Consider the following 15581-nt stretch of genomic DNA (forward strand, 5'->3'; position numbering starts at 1 on the left):
GCTGCGCTCCACCACCCAAGGCGCTGTCTGACAATCAGTTCACCACCCCCTGCAGCCCCCGCCACAGCCGCTCCACATCTGCCCGTTCGGTTGGCAACGCGCCAATCGAAACCCGCACCATCCAGCGGCCATCCAGCGTGGCCGGTGTCACGTAAGCTGCCCCGGAAGCGTTCAGCCGTTGCGCCCAGCCCCGGGTGTGGGTATCCAGCGCCTCGCCTTCCAGCCCCGCAGGCCGATGCCGAATGCACAGGGTTTGCAACTGCACCGGCGCCAGCAACTCCCAATCGGCGGCAGCCGCTACCTGCCCGGCCAACCATTGCGCATTGTCCAGGTCACGCCGCAGACGTGCCTGCAACGCCTCTACCCCTTCGCTGCGCAACATGAACCACAGCTTCAGGGCCCGGAACCTGCGCCCCAGCGGGATACCCCAGTCGCGCAGGTTCTTCACCTCGCCATCCACGGCCGACTGCAAGTAGCTGGGGTTGGTGCTCATGACGCGGATCAGGTGCTGCGGGTCGCGCACGTAGTAGATCGAGCAGTCGAACGCCACCCCCAACCACTTGTGCGCGTTGACCACCACCGAGTCCGCCAGCTCGATGCCGTCCCACATCCACCGGCACTCGGGCAGGATCATCGCCGAACCCGCCATGGCGGAATCCACGTGCAGCCACAGCTTGTGCGCCTGGGCGATGGCGCCGATAGCGCTTAGCGGGTCGAGGGCCGTGGTGGTGGTAGTGCCGGTGGTAGCAACCACTGCACACGGCTGGTTGCCTGCCGCCAGGTCCTGTTCGATGGCGGCCTGCAGTGCCTCGGGGCGCAAGGCGTAGCGTTCGTCGGTGGGGATAAGCCGAATGTTGGCGCGCCCGAAGCCGGCCAGCAGCGCCGCCTTGTCTACCGAGCTGTGGGCGTGGGCGCTGACATACACGATCAGCGGCCTGGCTTCGGCCTGCAGGCCGCCACGCACCAAGGCGTAATCGGTGGCGCGTTCACGGGCGCTGATCAGCGCAACCAGCGTGCTGGTCGAGGCGGTGTCCTGGATCACCCCGCTCCACTGGGCCGACAAACCCAGCAACTCACGCAACCAGCCCAAGGTGGTTTCTTCCAGCTCGCTCAAGGCCGGGCTGGACTGCCAGGACAGGCCCAGCACGCCCAGGCCGGTGCTGAGAAAATCGCCCAATACCGACGACAAGGTGCCGTTGGAGGGGAAGTAGCCATAGAAGTCCGGGTGCTGCCAATGGGACAACCCAGGCATGATCGCCTGCTGGACATCCGCGAGGATCGCTTCGAACGCCTCGCCCTGTTGCGGAGCGGCGTCAGGCAATACCGCCTTCAGGTAGCCGGGCTCAACCTGGGCCATCACCGGCCGCTCGCCCACGGTCTGGCGGTAGTCGGCAATCAGGTCGATCAGCTGGTGGCCGTATTGGCGGAATTGTTCGGGGGTCACGGGGGCTCTCCTGAGGAATGTGATTGCCAGATACTGCTCTAGTCTAGGCACAGTGCCCCTGGCGAATAACCCCGCTTCGTGCATAGCTGCTATGGCGAACCCGCAAGGCTCCTCATGCCAGCAGGTATACCGGGAAGCACTCACACAGATGCATCACACGGCGTCGGGTGTTTTCCAGCAGTGCGCTGTCGTTGGGCTGCGCCAGCAGGTCGGCGATCAGGCCAGCCACTTCAGCGCATTCAACCTCGCCAAACCCACGCGTCGTCAGTGCGGGTGTGCCAATACGGATGCCACTGGTGATCGTCGGTTTCTGCGGATCGCCTGGAATCGAATTTTTGTTCAGGGTGATATGGGCGCTTTCCAGCAGGGCTTCCGCATCCTTGCCGGTAATGTTCATGGCGCGCAGGTCAAGCAGGAACATGTGGCTGTCGGTGCCGCCGGACACAACCCGCAAGCCGCGCCGGGTCAGCACATCAGCCATGGTCCGGGCGTTGTCCACCACCCGTCGCTGGTACTGTTTGAAATCGTCGCTCAGGGCTTCGCCGAACGCCACCGCCTTGGCGGCAATCACGTGCATCAGCGGCCCGCCCTGGTACACCGGGAACACCGTCTTGTCGAGCAGGGCCGCGTATTCAGCCTTGGCCAAAATCAAGCCGCCGCGCGGGCCGCGCAGGGTCTTGTGGGTGGTCGAGGTGATGAAGTCGGCGATACCGACTGGCGAGGGGTACACGCCTGCCGCTACCAACCCAGCGTAATGGGCCATGTCGACCATCAGGTAGGCGCCGATTTCATCGCAGACTTTGCGAAAGCGCGAGAAATCAATGACGCGGGAATAGGCCGATGCACCTGCGATGATCATTTTCGGCCGATGCTCGCGTGCCAGCGCTTCCATCTGTTGGTAGTCGAGGGTCTCAATGCCTGGCTCAAGGCCATAGGCAAAGGCCTGGAAGAACCTGCCCGAAAAATTCACCGAGGCGCCGTGGGTCAGATGGCCGCCGTGAGCCAGTGACATCCCTAGAATGCTGTCGCCCGGCTCAAGCGCCGCAAGGAAAACTGCCTGGTTGGCCTGTGAGCCGGAGTGCGGCTGAACGTTGACATATTCGCAGCCGAACAGTTGGCGGGCTCGGTCGATGGCAAGGTTCTCGATTTCGTCGACGACCTTGCAGCCACCGTAGTAACGGCGGCCTGGATAGCCTTCGGCATACTTGTTGGTGAGTACCGAGCCTTGGGCCTGGAGCACCTGTTCGCTCACGTAGTTTTCCGAGGCGATCAGCTCCAGGTGGGTTTCCTGACGATTGCGCTCGCGGTCAATCAGACGAGCGATGGCGGGGTCGCGAAATTGCAAGCTCATGCGGAGATTCCTTGTGATGGCGCTGTGTTCAACGGCGTCGGCAACTGACCCGCCAGTGCGCCTGGCGGGCCGCCGGCGCTGCCGGAGAGGAAGATGGAGGTGTCTTTCAAGCCGCTGCCGGTGATCAGCACCACAGCGGTCTGCGCGGTATCGGGATGTGCCTGGGCATACTTGATCAGGCCGGCGAAGGCGCTGGCAGCACCCGCTTCGGCGAATACACCGGTGCGCGAGGCAAGCCTGGACGCCGCTGTCACGATGTCCTGGTCACTGACGCACATGAATTCGCCGTTGCTGGCTGTTACCGCGCGCATGGCCTTGAGGCGATCGCGTGGCAATGCCACGTTGATGCTGCTGGCCAGGCTGGTAGGTGCGATGCGTGCGGTGCGTGCCATGGAGCGGTCGCTGCGCCACGCCCGGTACATGAAGTTACTGTGTTCGGCCTGCACACCGATCAGACGCGGCATACGGTCGATCCAGCCCAGTTGCAGCAAATCGAACAGGCCCTTGTAGACTGAACCCAGGATGCAGCCATTACCGACCGGCACGAATATCAGATCGGGCACCTGCCAGTGCAGCTGTTCACAGATCTCGAAGGCAACGGTCTTCTTGCCCTCGCTCATGTACGAGTTAATACCGGTGGTTCGGTTGTACCAGCCGTGCGCCTGGCAGCCGGCCAGGCATTGCTCGAATGCCTCATCGTACTGGCCGTCCACCAATACGATCTCGGCCCCATAGCCCAACATCTGCGCGCGCTTTTCCCGGGGTGCGGTGCGTGGCAGATAAATCACATTGTGCAGGCCCATGCTGGCACTCATCCCGGCCAGCGCCGAGGCGGCGTTGCCCGTGCTGGCCACGGCCACGGTGCGGGCGCCCGACTGCAAGGCATGGGCTACAGCCAGCGCACTGGCGCGGTCCTTCAGCGACCCCGTGGGTTGCCTGGATTCGTCCTTGATCAACACCTTGATCGCCGAGCCTTCGCCAAGCAGATCGGCCGGCGCATACAGCGGCGTATTACCCACCAGCAGCGGCGGTACGTACTGGGTCGAACTGAGTGGCATCAGCCGGTCATAGCGCCACATGCCACGGGCCTGCTGGTCCGCCAGGGCTGCTCGGGGCCATTCACGCTTCAGCGTGGGGTAGTCGTAAAGCACATCGAGGGCACCTTCGCCCTTGCAATGTGGGCAAAAGTAACTGACCTCATGGGGCTGGTATTGGCGGTCGCACACCAGGCACTGCAATGCATACGCTTTGTACGAATTCTTCATGGCCATCCTTAGGAAGTGTGCTGTGCGGGTGCTTTCCCTGCCGACGTCGGTCCGCTGCACAGAACCGACGGGCACTCGCTGATAAAGGGCGCTTCAGACCACCATGATGGCGTCGATGGCAACCAGGGTATTGCGCGCCAGGGCGCTGGCCCCTGCGGTGGTGCGCGCCGGGTATGGCGAGGTGAAGTACTCTTGCATCACGCGGTTCAGGGTGGGGAACTCACTCAAGTCGGTGATGAACGCGGTTACCTTCACCACGTTTGCCAGTGTTCCGCCTGCCGCCTCGGCCATCTGCGCCAGGTTGTCGAGGGTCTGGCGCAACTGGCCTTCGAAATCCTGTGCCAACACTTCGTTGGTCAACGCCGAAACCGGTGTCTGTGCCGACAGGTAGATGGTCTGCCCGCGGCTCACCTTGATGCCCTGGGAATAAGTGCCCAGCGGCAACGGGGCCTTGTTGGTGAAAATCACGTTTTCCTCGGCCAGGAAAGGGGTGCCAGCAGTATTGATTTGAGCAGTGCTTTGCATGGAGACGGTCCTTGTTGAGTGTGAGGGTTAGTGCAGGTCGGCAACCTTCTTCACGGCCAGGCTGGCGAACGCCGTATCACGGCATCGCGCCGGGGAAAAAAGCAGGTAGTTCAGTTGCAGGGCCGCCAGGTCCTGCGGTACGGCCACGCCCAGCGCAGCATGCGCACACAGCCGCGCGATGGCGGGGGCGGCCTGAATGCCATAGCCACCCAGTGCGGCCAACCAGATGAAGTTTTCGTGTTGCGGGTCCTGGCCGAGCACTGGAGAGCGATCGGCAACAAACGTACGTAGGCGCGCCCACTTATTGATGATCGCCCGGGGCCGCAGCCGCGTTACGGTTTGCAGCCGGTCCATGGTGATCGCCAGCCCCAGCTCATCCGGCAACGCATCGCAGGGTGGCGAAGGGTCTTCATCGCACGGCGAAACGATCAGCCGCCCGGCTTCGGGTTTGATGAAGATGTCTTCGTCGACCGTGCCCAGGTACGGCGTGCCATGGACGTCGCACTGCGGGTCCACGGCCAGTACGGTACGGCGCAGCGGCCACACGCCAACCCTGGATACTGAGCAGCGCTCTGCCAGCTCGTCGGCCCAGGCGCCGGCGGCGTTCACGACGATGGCTGCCTGCAGGCGCTGACCGTCCTGGGTAAGCAATGTCCAGTGGCCGGGCTGCCATTCGCCTCTGAGCACTTCGCACGCCCGCTTGACCACCCCGCCCCGTTTGCGCAGCCCGCCAAGGTAGGCACCGTGGATAGCATGCACATCCAGGTCGAAGGCGCTGGGCTCGTAGATACCGGCGGCCCAGGCACCTTCGGCCAGGTAAGGCACATGCTCCAGCACCTGCTTGGCATCGAGGTAGCAGGCGCTGGGCACCTGGGCCGACACGGCCTTGAACCGTGCCCTGAGTTTGTCTTCGCGGCTTGCTTGCGCCACGATCAGCGCACCCCGGGGTGCCCACAGCGGGTGCTCGGCCAGGCCTTCGGGCGGGTTTTCGAAGAAGGCCCGCGAGGCACAGGTCAAGGAGCGGATTTGCTGGTTGCCATAGCTCTCCATCGAGATCGCAGCCGAGCGGCCCGTGGTGTGATAGGCCAGTTGCTGCTCCTGCTCAAGCAGGCACACGCTGCCATGAGCGGCCAGTTCGTAAGCCACCGACACCCCGGCGATGCCGCCACCCACCACAATGAAATCGTAAGACCCGCTCATGGTCGGCTGCCCTCGGTGATGGCGACGGTTTTGCTTTCCCGGGTCCAGGTCAGCGCGAAGTGGGCGACCAGGCCGAACACCAGCCCCCAGAACGCAGCCGCCAGGCCCAGGAAGCTCATGCCCGAGGCGGTGACAAGGAAGGTGATCAATGCGGCTTCGCGCTGTTTGTCGTCTGCCATGGCGCCGGTCAGGCCGGCACTGATCGCGCCGAACAAGGCCAGGCCCGCAAGGGATGCGATGAGTTCTTTGGGCAGCGCGGAAAAGACCGACGCCAGGGTCGCACCGAAAATCCCCATCAGAATGTAGAAGAGGCCGCAGGCGATTCCGGCGACATACCGTTTGTCACGGTCCTCGTGGGCCTCGCGGCCCGTGCAGATCGCTGCCGTAATGGCCGCCAGGTTCAAGCCATGGGAGGCAAACGGCGCCATCAGCACCGAACCGATCGCAGTGACCGAGATGATCGAGCGCGCCGGGGTGGTGTAGCCCGAGGTGCGCAACACGGCCATGCCGGGTACGTACTGGCCGGTGAGCGTCACCAGCGCCAGCGGCAGGCCCAGGTTGATGATGGCGTGCCAGTTCCACTGCGGTGCGGTGAATACGGGGTGGGCCACCGCGATCACGATCGAGTCGCTGTTGAGGGTGCCGAGCGAGCCCGCTACGGCGCAGCCGACAACCAGCACCGAGAGGATTGCGTAACGGGGGGACAGGCGCCTGAAGATCAGGTAAGCCGCGATCATCGACAACACCAGCGCCGGCTGTAGCGTCACTGAAGTGAATAGCTCGGTGCCGAAGCGGAACAGAATGCCGGCGAGCATCGCCGCAGCGATGGCTTTGGGTAAACGGTTCATCAGTTTGTCGAATGCACCGGACAAACCCACCGCCGCAATGATCAGCGACGCCACCACGTAGGCGCCCACGGCCTGTGGCAGCGTGATGGTGGGCAGTAGCGACACCAGCAGGGCCGCCCCTGGCGTCGACCAGGCTGTGATGACTGGGATGCGCAGGCGCCAGCTGAGCAAAAGGCCGGTGACCCCGCTGCCGATGGAAATTGCCCAGATCCAGGACGACACCACATCATCCGGCAGGTGCGCTTGCCTGGCGGCCTGGAACACGATGATCAGTGGCCCGGCATAAGAAATGATCACGGCGATGAGGCCTGCGATAACGGCGGAGAGCGATAGATCCTTTCTGATTGTGTCCATGAGGCCTCGGCTTGGCGCGGCGGCATTGCGCATTGGTTAGCAGGATTGAGTCGATTGATTCGATGCACAATGAGTGTATTGCAACAAATTGAAATGATTCAATACCTGATTGCCATCATTGGCTCAATTTTCATGAATACAGACTGTGAAAACAGCCTAACGACGATGTAGCACGTTGATTTATATGGAGTTAAAACGTAGATGAAATTATTCCACCCCCAGCGGCCACTGGCTTAGATCATTGATTCGAATCAATGAATCGCTGTTGCTGGGTTTTACTGGTGGATCAATGCCGCTGTGATATCCTCGGACATTGATCATTTATTCGATGGGCAGTGTCATTCATGTGGGTTCCCCAGCTAAACGAGTCCAATCAGCCGATGTACCTGTCGATCGCCGATGCGCTGGCACGGGATATCAACAGTGGCGTCTTGAACCAGGGTGATCGGCTGCCGACGCTGCGCGAGCTGGCGACTACCCTGAACGTCACACCCGGTACCATCAGCCGAGCCTACAACGAGGCCCATCGCCGTCGCCTGGTACAGGGGGAAGTGGGGCGCGGCACCTACGTGCTCAGCCAGGGCCAGCTGGAACTGCCGGCCAGCAACAGCGCTGCCCCGCTGAACCTGGGGCAGTCGGAGCTGCTTGATCTGTCGATCATCAAGCCCTATAGCGAAACCCTCGAGTACTGGCTGCGCGGCGCCCTGGTCGGCATGGCCAAAAGCACGGATTTCGCCCGCGCCCTCGATTACGCACCTGACGGCGGCCACCCTGCCCACCGTGAGGCGGGTGCGCAGTGGTTGCGCCACGCCTTGCCCGATGCCCAGTGGCAGCAAGTCGTGATCACTGCCGGGGCGCAACACGGCCTGATGGTGGCAATGAGTGCCTTGACCCATGCCGGCGACCTGGTGCTGTGCGAAGCGTTGTGCTACCCCGGCATCATTTCGGTTGCCCACAGCCTGGAGCGCCGCCTGCGCGGCATACCCATGGATGACGAGGGCATCCTGCCCGATGCGTTACGCGAGCTGTGCCTGCGTGAAAAGCCGGCCATGCTGGTGTGCGTTGCGACCTGCCAGAACCCCACGGCTGCCATCATGTCTGCTGCTCGCCGCGCGCAGATCGCGGCCTTGGCCGAAGAGTTCGACTTCATCATCCTCGACGACGATATCTATGGCTTCCTGGCTACGGACCCGTCTATCAAGCCCCTCTCGGCGTATGCACCAGACCGGTCGGTCTACCTCACCAGCCTGTCGAAGGCGATCATGCCGGCACTGCGCGTGGGGTACCTGTACAGCCCACCCAAACTGCTGTCGCGCCTGACCTCCATGGTGCGCAGCAGTGTGTGGATGCCCTCCCCGCTCACGGCCCAACTGGCCAGTAATGTCATCACCGAAGGCCTGGACAGCAAGCTGGTGCGCATCCAGCGTACCCAGGCGGCAGAGCGCCAGGCAATCGCCCGGGAAATCTTTGCAGGCTTCCAGTTCAAGACCCAGCCTTACTCGTACCACCTCTGGCTCACCCTGCCTGAGCCTTGGAGCGCCGACGAGTTCACCCTGCTCGCCCGCGCCAACGGCGTGCTGGTGCTGAGCGGCACCCAGTTCCAGGCCGAGCGTGGGGGGGATAACCGCTGCGTGAGGCTGGTGCTGATGTCGCCAACCAGTCACGATGAATTGCGCTTTGCCTTGACCAAGTTGGCCAGCCTGATCGATTCGGACCCGCGACGGTACTATTGAAGCCAACCGCCCTGATGCCCGTGGCTGTCAGGCGACCCCACCCTGCACGCCGAACTGCGACTGACGCCACAGCTCGAACACCCGGTTGCGCAACCAGCGATGCTCAGCCGAGGCCTGCAGGCGCTGATGCCAGACCACCCAATAACGCTGGGTGTGTTCCACGAAGCCCAGTGGCCGCCAGGCCAGCGCATGCAGCCGGCACAGTTGCCGCGCAATATGCTCGGGCACGGTCGCTACCGCCTGGCTGGCCACGATCACCTGCACCGCAGCGGAGAAGAACGGCACCTCCAGGCCTACCCGACGCTGCAGGCCCTGCGCCCGCAAATGGCGGTCGATGAAGCTGTCCTTGTCGCCACCCCCGGAAATACGCACGTGCTTGTGCGCCAGGTAATCGTTCTGGCCGAGCACGGGGTGGGCGGCCAGCGGGTGGTTGCGCCGCATCAAGCACACGGCCCGGTCCTCGCCCAGCAGGCGCCCGTGCAGGTTGGGCGGCGACTCGTCGAACAGGGTGGTGGCCAGGTCGATTTCGCCACTGGCAAGCAAGGCGTATTGCCCGGCCTGCCAGGTGCGGTACTCCAGACACACCCCAGGCGCCTCCTGCTCCAGCGCTGCCACCAGCAGCGGCAACATGTGCTCGGCCACGTAATCCGAGGCGGCCAGGCAAAAACGCCGTTCACAGCGGGCAGGGTCAAAGACGGCGGGCTGGCGCAGGCTGTGAAGCTCTTCAAGCACCTGGCGCAGGGGTTCGACCAGGGCCTCGGCGTGCTCGCTGAGCACATAGCCACGCCCTTGGCGCACCAGCAGCGGGTCGTCGAATGCTTCACGCAGGTGGGCCAGTTGCCGACTCAGGGCCGACTGGCTGACGCCCAGCCGCTCGGCAGCGTGACTCAGGTTCTTCAGTTGCAGCAGATGCTCCAGCGTGCGCAGGTGCGCCAGGCTGAGGGAGGCGAAACCAGGGTTCATACAGGCTGCCCTCGGGGGTATCGACAGCCCACAGACCAGGCGCAACCTGGCGGAGGTCACGCGCGGCCGTGGCCGCCGGCGTTGCCGGCGATCGGGCCGCGAAAGCGGCCCAGGCAGGTCACTCGGTCAGGCCCACGTACACGTTCTGTACGTCATCGTTTTCGTCGATGGCTTCCAGAAATGCTTCGACCTCGGCCAAGGCTTCGGCACTCAGGCTGGCCGCACTCACCGGGTTTTTGGGGGTGTAACCCAGCTTGGCAGAGGTCACGGTGAAGCCCTGCTCCGGCAACGCCTTCTGCACCGCATCCAGGTCTGTGGTGTCGGTGATGAACAGCGTGGAGCCTTCCTCGTCACCGGCTTCGAAGTCCTGGGCACCGGCTTCGATGGCAGCCATTTCAGGGTCGGCGTCGCCGGTGGGGGTGGCTTCGATCAGGCCAACGTGGTTGAAGTCCCAGGCGACCGAGCCGCTGGCACCAAGCTGGCCCTTGCGGAACAACACACGAATCTGCGCGACGGTGCGGTTGACGTTGTCGGTCAGGCACTCGACGATCAACGGCACCTGGTGCGGCGCGAAGCCTTCGTAGCTGACCGCCGCGTACTGCACGGCATCACCGTCCAGGCCCGCACCTTTGCGAATGGCCCGTTCCAGGGTCTCGCGGGTCATCGACGCTTTCTTGGCCTGGTCGATGGCCAGGCGCAGGCGCGGGTTCATGTCCGGGTCGGCGCCAGCCTTGGCGGCAATCTGGATTTCCTTGGACAGCTTGCCCATGACCTTGCCTTTGGCGTTGGCCGCGGCTTCTTTATGTTTGGCTTTCCACTGTGCGCCCATGTCGACTCTCTTGTTTCAGCGGCCGGTTCAGGAAGCGACCGGCACAAAAAGTGGGTGCATTTTATACGCCTCTGCCCCGTGATCGACAACACATGTCGGCATCAGGCCGCGCCTCAACGGGTCGCGACCACGAACAACCGCGGAAACGGCAACAGCACCTTGCCATCGCTGGCCGCCGGGTAGGCGTGCTGCATGGCCTGCAGGTACAGCTGCAGGAACTGCGCCTGCTCCTGGGCCTGCAAGCGTGCCAGGTAGGGCCGCAGGGCTGAGCCCTTGAACCACTCCACCACCGCCTGGGCGCCGCCGACCAGCGGGTGATAGTAGGTGGTACGCCACACATCCACCCGCGTGCACAGCGGGCTGAGCACATCGTAGTAGAAGCTGGCGCCGTGCCTGGGTGGCAATCGGAAATCAGCGAACGTTGCCGCCCATGGGCCCTGGCTGGCGATTTCACGCAGGGCGGCATGGGCCGGTTCCTCCAGGTTGTCGGGGGTCTGCACGGCCAGGCTGGCGCCCTCGCTGAGCTGCTGGACCAGGTGCGGATAAAGGCTGGCGTGGTCGGGTACCCACTGCAGCGACGCATTGGCCAGGATCAGGTCCTGGGGTTCGGCCGCGCACCAGCCGGTAATGTCGGCAGTGACCATGCGCACCCGCGGAATGCACAGGCGCTTGCGCTCACGGGCCTTGTCGATCATGTCGGCGTCACTGTCCAGCGCCGTCACCTGGGCGTCGGGGCAACGCTGCAGCAGCACTTCTGTCGAGTTGCCAGGCCCGCACCCAAGGTCCGTGGCGTGGCGCACCGGGCGCGGGGGCACCGCGGCCAGCAGGTCGCGCACGGCGCGGGTGCGTTCGTCTTCGAACAGGGAATACTGGGTGGCGGACCAGGACATGGGAGCAATCTCCTTGAGCGATGGGTGCAGCATATGCCATCTGCCGGGTGTCTGGGGCTGGGGAAGGCCCACAATGCAAAACGGCCGAGTCCCAAGGGAGCCGGCCGCAGCGTAACGCCGTTGACGCTTAGTGCTGGCGGCTGCTGCGCAGCTGATGCACCACGCCCATTGCCACCACCACCGCAGCGGCGATACCGGTGGAGATCACCAGAATCTGGTAGTCAGGCATGAAGGCCATGGTCACCAGGGCAGCAACGATGAACGCGATCACCAGGTAGGTCAGCCAGGGGAACAGCCACATCTTCAGGCGCACTTCCTTGCCCTCGGCAATCAGCTTGCGACGCATGCGCAGCTGCGAGCAGGCAATCACCAGGTACACCAGCAAGGCGATCATGCCGGTGGTGTTCATCAGGGTGTCCAGCACGTCCTTGGGGCGCAGTGTCTCGCTGAAGTTGATCAGCGCGCAGACGATGGCCACGGCGCACGAGCCCATGATTGCGTACACCGGTACGCCGGTGCCGGCCCGGGTGATCTTGAAGAACGACGGTGCATCGCCGCGCTGGGCCAGGGAGAACAGCATGCGCGAAGCTGTGTAATGGCCGGAGATCAGGCAGCTGCTTACCGAAGTCAGGACCACGAAGTTCATCAGCAGCTCGGCGTAAGGCACGCCCAGCAGCTCCAGGGTACGGCGGTAGGCACCGTAACCGGAGACGCCCAGGTGCGGGTCGTTCCACGGCACCAGGCAGACGATCAGGAAGATCGAGCCCACATAGAACAGGCATACGCGCCACACCACCGAATTGGTGGCCTTGACGATCTGCGCGGCAGGGTCCTTGGCTTCGGAGGCGGCGATGGTGACGATCTCGGCGCCCAGGAAGGCGAACATCACGCCCAGCAAGGCCCCGATCACCGTGGTGATCCCGTTGGGCATGAAGCCTTCGGCGGTAAGGTGAGTGATGCCGCGCACTTCACCGAACTGCCAGATGTTCAACACTGCGGCGGTACACACGATCAGGAAGCAGACGATCGCGATCACCTTGATCAACGCGAACCAGAACTCGAACTCGCCGTAGTGCTTGACGTTGAAGAAGTTGACCGTGATCAGCACCAGGGTGGTGGCCAGCACGAAGACGTTGACGCTGACATCCGGGAAGAACCCATGCAGGATCTTGCCCGCCACGTAGGCCTCCCAGGCCATGAGGATGACCCAGTACCACCAGTACAGCCAACCGATGGTGAACCCGGCCCAGCGGCCGATGGCGCGGTCGGCATAGGTGGAGAACGAACCGGTGTCGGGCGACGAGGTCGCCATTTCGCCCAGCATGCGCATGATCAGCACCACCAGGATGCCGCCTGCCAGGTAGGCCAGCACCGCAGCCGGCCCGGCGCTGTGAATCACGCTGCCGGAGCCGACGAACAAGGCGCCGCCGATCACCCCGGCGATGGACATCATCGTCAGGTGGCGCGACTTGAGCGAGGCACTGAGCTTGCTCTCGTGCCCGCCTTTCGCGGTGGTTGTTGTGGATGTTGCGTCCATCAGTTGTGTACCCCGTGCTTCTTTTTATCCAAGGAAATGCGTGAAACCCCGATGGCTGGCGGCTTCACCTGTACATCAGTGCTAATGCGGGCAGGATGGTGTGACAAACACACGCAGGCCTTCCATGGCGGCCTGCTGACGCGCCCCAGGGCTGACACCTGGGGCGAACTGAACATGCTTTATGTGGCGATATCCGACACCTAATGTAAAAATGTCCGACGCAGAGAGCCATGCACAGTGGCATGAAACTCGCACTGCACTGTATAGGCCGCCGACCCAGTACACCGGCAAGGCGCCTGGCTACACCCACCTGAAGGCACCCCATGCTGCAACTACATCCAGAGTCCACGACGCCGCTGGTCAACCAGATCATCGACGGGCTTCGCACCCTTATCGACAATCAGACGCTCAAGCCCGGCGCCAAGGTGCCGTCGATCCGCGCCTTTGCCGCCACCTACTCGGTGAGCACCTTCACCGTGGTCGAGGCGTACGACCGCCTGGTCGCTCAAGGCCTGCTGGTGAGCCGGGGCAATGCGGGGTTCTTCGTCAACCGGGCCGCGGGCGAACTGCTGGAGCAGCACACTGCCGAGGCTGACGCCAGCCGACCAACGTTCAACTCCGAATGGTACCTGCAGCAGATCTTCGAGATCCGCCAGCTGCCGTTCAAGCCGGGGTGCGGCTGGTTGCCCAACGACTGGATGTACGAGGACGGCCTGCGCCGGGGTTTGCGCCAGGTGGCCGGCAGCCCGCTGGAGTTGTCCGGTTACGGCGACCCCATGGGGTTACCGGAGCTGCGTACCCTGACCGCGCAGAACCTGCAACAGGAGCTGTCGATCGTCGCCAACCCTGCGCAATTGATGCTTACCCACGGCGCCAGCCAGGCCCTGGACCTGGCGGTGCGCACGCTGGTTCGGCCGGGTGACGTGGTGCTGGTGGACGACCCTGGCTACCCCAACCTGATGAGCATCCTGCGTACCCAGGGCGCCACATTGGTGGGCGTACCGCGCACGCCTACCGGCTACGACCTCAACCACCTCGAGCACCTGCTGACGCAGCACCGCCCGACGGCGTTCTTCACCCAGCCGCACCTGCACAGCCCGACCTGCTCGCGCACCCCGCTGCCGCAACTGCACCGCCTGCTGCAACTGGCAAGCCAGCATGGCTTCCGGTTGGTCGAGAACAACCTGTACGCCGACATGATCGCCGAACCCCAGCCGTGCCTGGCCAGCCTCGACCATCTGCAGCAGGTGGTGTACGTGGGCAGCTACTCGAAGAGCATCTCACCCAATGTGCGGGTGGGCTACATGCTGGCCAACCCGGGCCTAGCGCAGCAGCTGTTGCAGATGAAGATGCGCTCGGGGCTGACCACGTCCCAGGTGATGGAGCGTGTGGTGTATGCCGCGATCATCGACGGCCGCTGGCGCAAGCACCTCAAACGCCTGCGCCAGCGCCTGGCCGAAGCCCACCAGGAAGTCGGCCGGCACTTGCACCGGCTGGGCTTCGAGCTGTTCACCGAGTCGGACGAAGGCATGTACATCTGGACCCGCCACCCGGCGATTACCGACAGCGCGCTGCTGCTGGACGATGCGCTGGAAAAAGGCATCATGCTCGGGCCTGGCCAGCTGTTCATGGTCGATGCCGGGCAGACCGGGTGGATGCGCTTCAACGTGGCATTCAGCCTGGACCCGCTGATGTGGGAGATGCTGGAGCAGGTGCTGGCCAAGCATGTGCGGCGTGGGGGGGTGTGAAAGGGCGATGGCTGCAAGCAGCGCCGCTTTGCGGCGCATCGCTCGCTTCTACGAAACGAAGGTGGCTTTGGCGAGTACGGCTTTGGCCCGTTGCAGGGCCATGCGTGCCCGTTGTTCGCCACTGATACCCTGCTCCAGCAACTGGCGGGTCGGTATTTCCAGGCTCAGCGGCACGTTCGCTGGCAGAGCACGCAGCAACCCTACGAGGTCGGCATCGCCGCCGCCCGGAAAGCGCCGTTCGTTGCGGGCCTGGCGCAGGATTTCGTCCATGTCATCCGGTACCGGGCCCGCCACATCACACAACTGGGCATAGCGCATGCGCTCGGGTGCCAGCGTGGCCAGGTCTGCCAGCGCCGAAGCCGAGCGGTTGAAATGGAAGGCATCCACCAATACACAGGCATTGCCGCGATCAGCATTGGCTACAACGCGCATGGCCTGGCGCAGGTCACGCACATCTGTCCAAGGCATGAACTCCAGATGCGGGTAAATGCCGTAGTCTGCGGCCAGGTCACACAAGTGCGCGAACCGCTCGGTTAGCCGCGACTCGTCAGGGTCGTTGCCTGCCACCAACAGTTCGGTACCGCCCAGCTCCGCGCCCACGTCGAGAATGGCCTTGAAGTCCGCCACGCAGGTATCCGGCTTGAGCCGCAGAATCTCCAGGTCCAGCACTTTGATGCCGGTGTCGCGCAACCGCGCCTGGGTTTGCCGGCGCAAGCTCGCGTCGGCCACCAGCGGGAAGTGCTGTTCCTGCTCTGTCGCCGGCACCAGGCGCAGGCCTACGTGGCTATACCCCGCACGGGCAGCGGCTTCCACCATGTCCGGCGGCGACAGCTCCAGTACCGTAAGCGCTGCCAGGGAAAAAATTCGATCCGTCATTTTGCTTCACCGTCAATA

General features: G+C 63.7%; 13 protein-coding genes. 2 read left to right on the forward strand and 11 right to left on the reverse strand.

Going from position 1 to position 15581, the window contains the following annotated elements:
• Positions 1-34 precede the first annotated feature (34 nt).
• The 6 genes from PPA02S_RS07120 to PPA02S_RS07145 form a co-directional block, all read right to left on the reverse strand.
• Complete coding sequence (locus PPA02S_RS07120) at positions 35-1444, reverse strand: DOPA decarboxylase (RefSeq protein WP_028634352.1); 1410 nt, start codon at positions 1442-1444, stop codon at positions 35-37.
• A gap of 112 nt (positions 1445-1556) precedes the next feature.
• Positions 1557-2795: a serine hydroxymethyltransferase gene (gene glyA, locus PPA02S_RS07125; protein ID WP_028634353.1), complete on the reverse strand. Its 1239-nt coding sequence runs from the start codon at positions 2793-2795 to the stop codon at positions 1557-1559.
• The gene (locus tag PPA02S_RS07130) at positions 2792-4060 is read right to left on the reverse strand and encodes a threonine synthase (protein ID WP_028634354.1); all 1269 of its coding nucleotides are present in this window, start codon (positions 4058-4060) and stop codon (positions 2792-2794) included. The genes glyA and PPA02S_RS07130 overlap by 4 nt, the downstream gene beginning before the upstream one ends.
• Before the next feature lie 93 nt (positions 4061-4153).
• Entirely contained in the window at positions 4154-4585 is a 432-nt protein-coding gene (locus PPA02S_RS07135) for a Rid family detoxifying hydrolase (protein WP_028634355.1), read from the reverse strand.
• Between the two features lie 27 nt (positions 4586-4612).
• On the reverse strand, positions 4613-5785 hold the full coding sequence (locus tag PPA02S_RS07140) for an NAD(P)/FAD-dependent oxidoreductase (RefSeq protein WP_028634356.1): 1173 nt from the start codon (positions 5783-5785) through the stop codon (positions 4613-4615).
• On the reverse strand, positions 5782-6987 hold the full coding sequence (locus tag PPA02S_RS07145; protein ID WP_028634357.1) for a benzoate/H(+) symporter BenE family transporter: 1206 nt from the start codon (positions 6985-6987) through the stop codon (positions 5782-5784). Before PPA02S_RS07145 ends, PPA02S_RS07140 begins: the two co-directional genes overlap by 4 nt.
• Positions 6988-7331: 344 nt before the next feature.
• Between PPA02S_RS07145 and PPA02S_RS07150 the strand changes: the two genes are divergently transcribed.
• Positions 7332-8720, forward strand: a complete 1389-nt coding sequence (locus PPA02S_RS07150; protein WP_028634358.1) for an aminotransferase-like domain-containing protein — start codon at positions 7332-7334, stop codon at positions 8718-8720.
• Positions 8721-8747: 27 nt separating this feature from the next.
• On the opposite strand, the gene PPA02S_RS07155 is transcribed toward PPA02S_RS07150, so the two are convergent.
• The 4 genes from PPA02S_RS07155 to PPA02S_RS07170 all read right to left on the reverse strand — a co-directional run bounded on the left by PPA02S_RS07155 (position 8748) and on the right by PPA02S_RS07170 (position 12939).
• Complete coding sequence (locus PPA02S_RS07155) at positions 8748-9683, reverse strand: LysR family transcriptional regulator (protein ID WP_028634359.1); 936 nt, start codon at positions 9681-9683, stop codon at positions 8748-8750.
• Between the two features lie 118 nt (positions 9684-9801).
• The gene (locus tag PPA02S_RS07160) at positions 9802-10512 is read right to left on the reverse strand and encodes a YebC/PmpR family DNA-binding transcriptional regulator (RefSeq protein ID WP_028634360.1); all 711 of its coding nucleotides are present in this window, start codon (positions 10510-10512) and stop codon (positions 9802-9804) included.
• A 113-nt stretch (positions 10513-10625) separates the two neighbouring features.
• Complete coding sequence (gene tam, locus PPA02S_RS07165) at positions 10626-11402, reverse strand: trans-aconitate 2-methyltransferase (protein WP_028634361.1); 777 nt, start codon at positions 11400-11402, stop codon at positions 10626-10628.
• Positions 11403-11529: 127 nt separating this feature from the next.
• Positions 11530-12939: an amino acid permease gene (locus PPA02S_RS07170; RefSeq protein WP_028634362.1), complete on the reverse strand. Its 1410-nt coding sequence runs from the start codon at positions 12937-12939 to the stop codon at positions 11530-11532.
• A 323-nt stretch (positions 12940-13262) separates the two neighbouring features.
• Here PPA02S_RS07170 and PPA02S_RS07175 point away from each other — a divergent pair, with 323 nt between their 5' ends.
• On the forward strand, positions 13263-14687 hold the full coding sequence (locus tag PPA02S_RS07175; protein ID WP_028634363.1) for an aminotransferase-like domain-containing protein: 1425 nt from the start codon (positions 13263-13265) through the stop codon (positions 14685-14687).
• Between the two features lie 48 nt (positions 14688-14735).
• Here the strand turns inward: PPA02S_RS07175 and PPA02S_RS07180 are convergent, their stop codons facing one another.
• Positions 14736-15563: a sugar phosphate isomerase/epimerase family protein gene (locus tag PPA02S_RS07180; RefSeq protein ID WP_028634364.1), complete on the reverse strand. Its 828-nt coding sequence runs from the start codon at positions 15561-15563 to the stop codon at positions 14736-14738.
• Positions 15564-15581 lie beyond the last annotated feature (18 nt).

Source organism: Pseudomonas parafulva NBRC 16636 = DSM 17004 (genome assembly GCF_000730645.1).
GTDB classification, from domain to species: Bacteria; Pseudomonadota; Gammaproteobacteria; order Pseudomonadales; family Pseudomonadaceae; genus Aquipseudomonas; species Aquipseudomonas parafulva.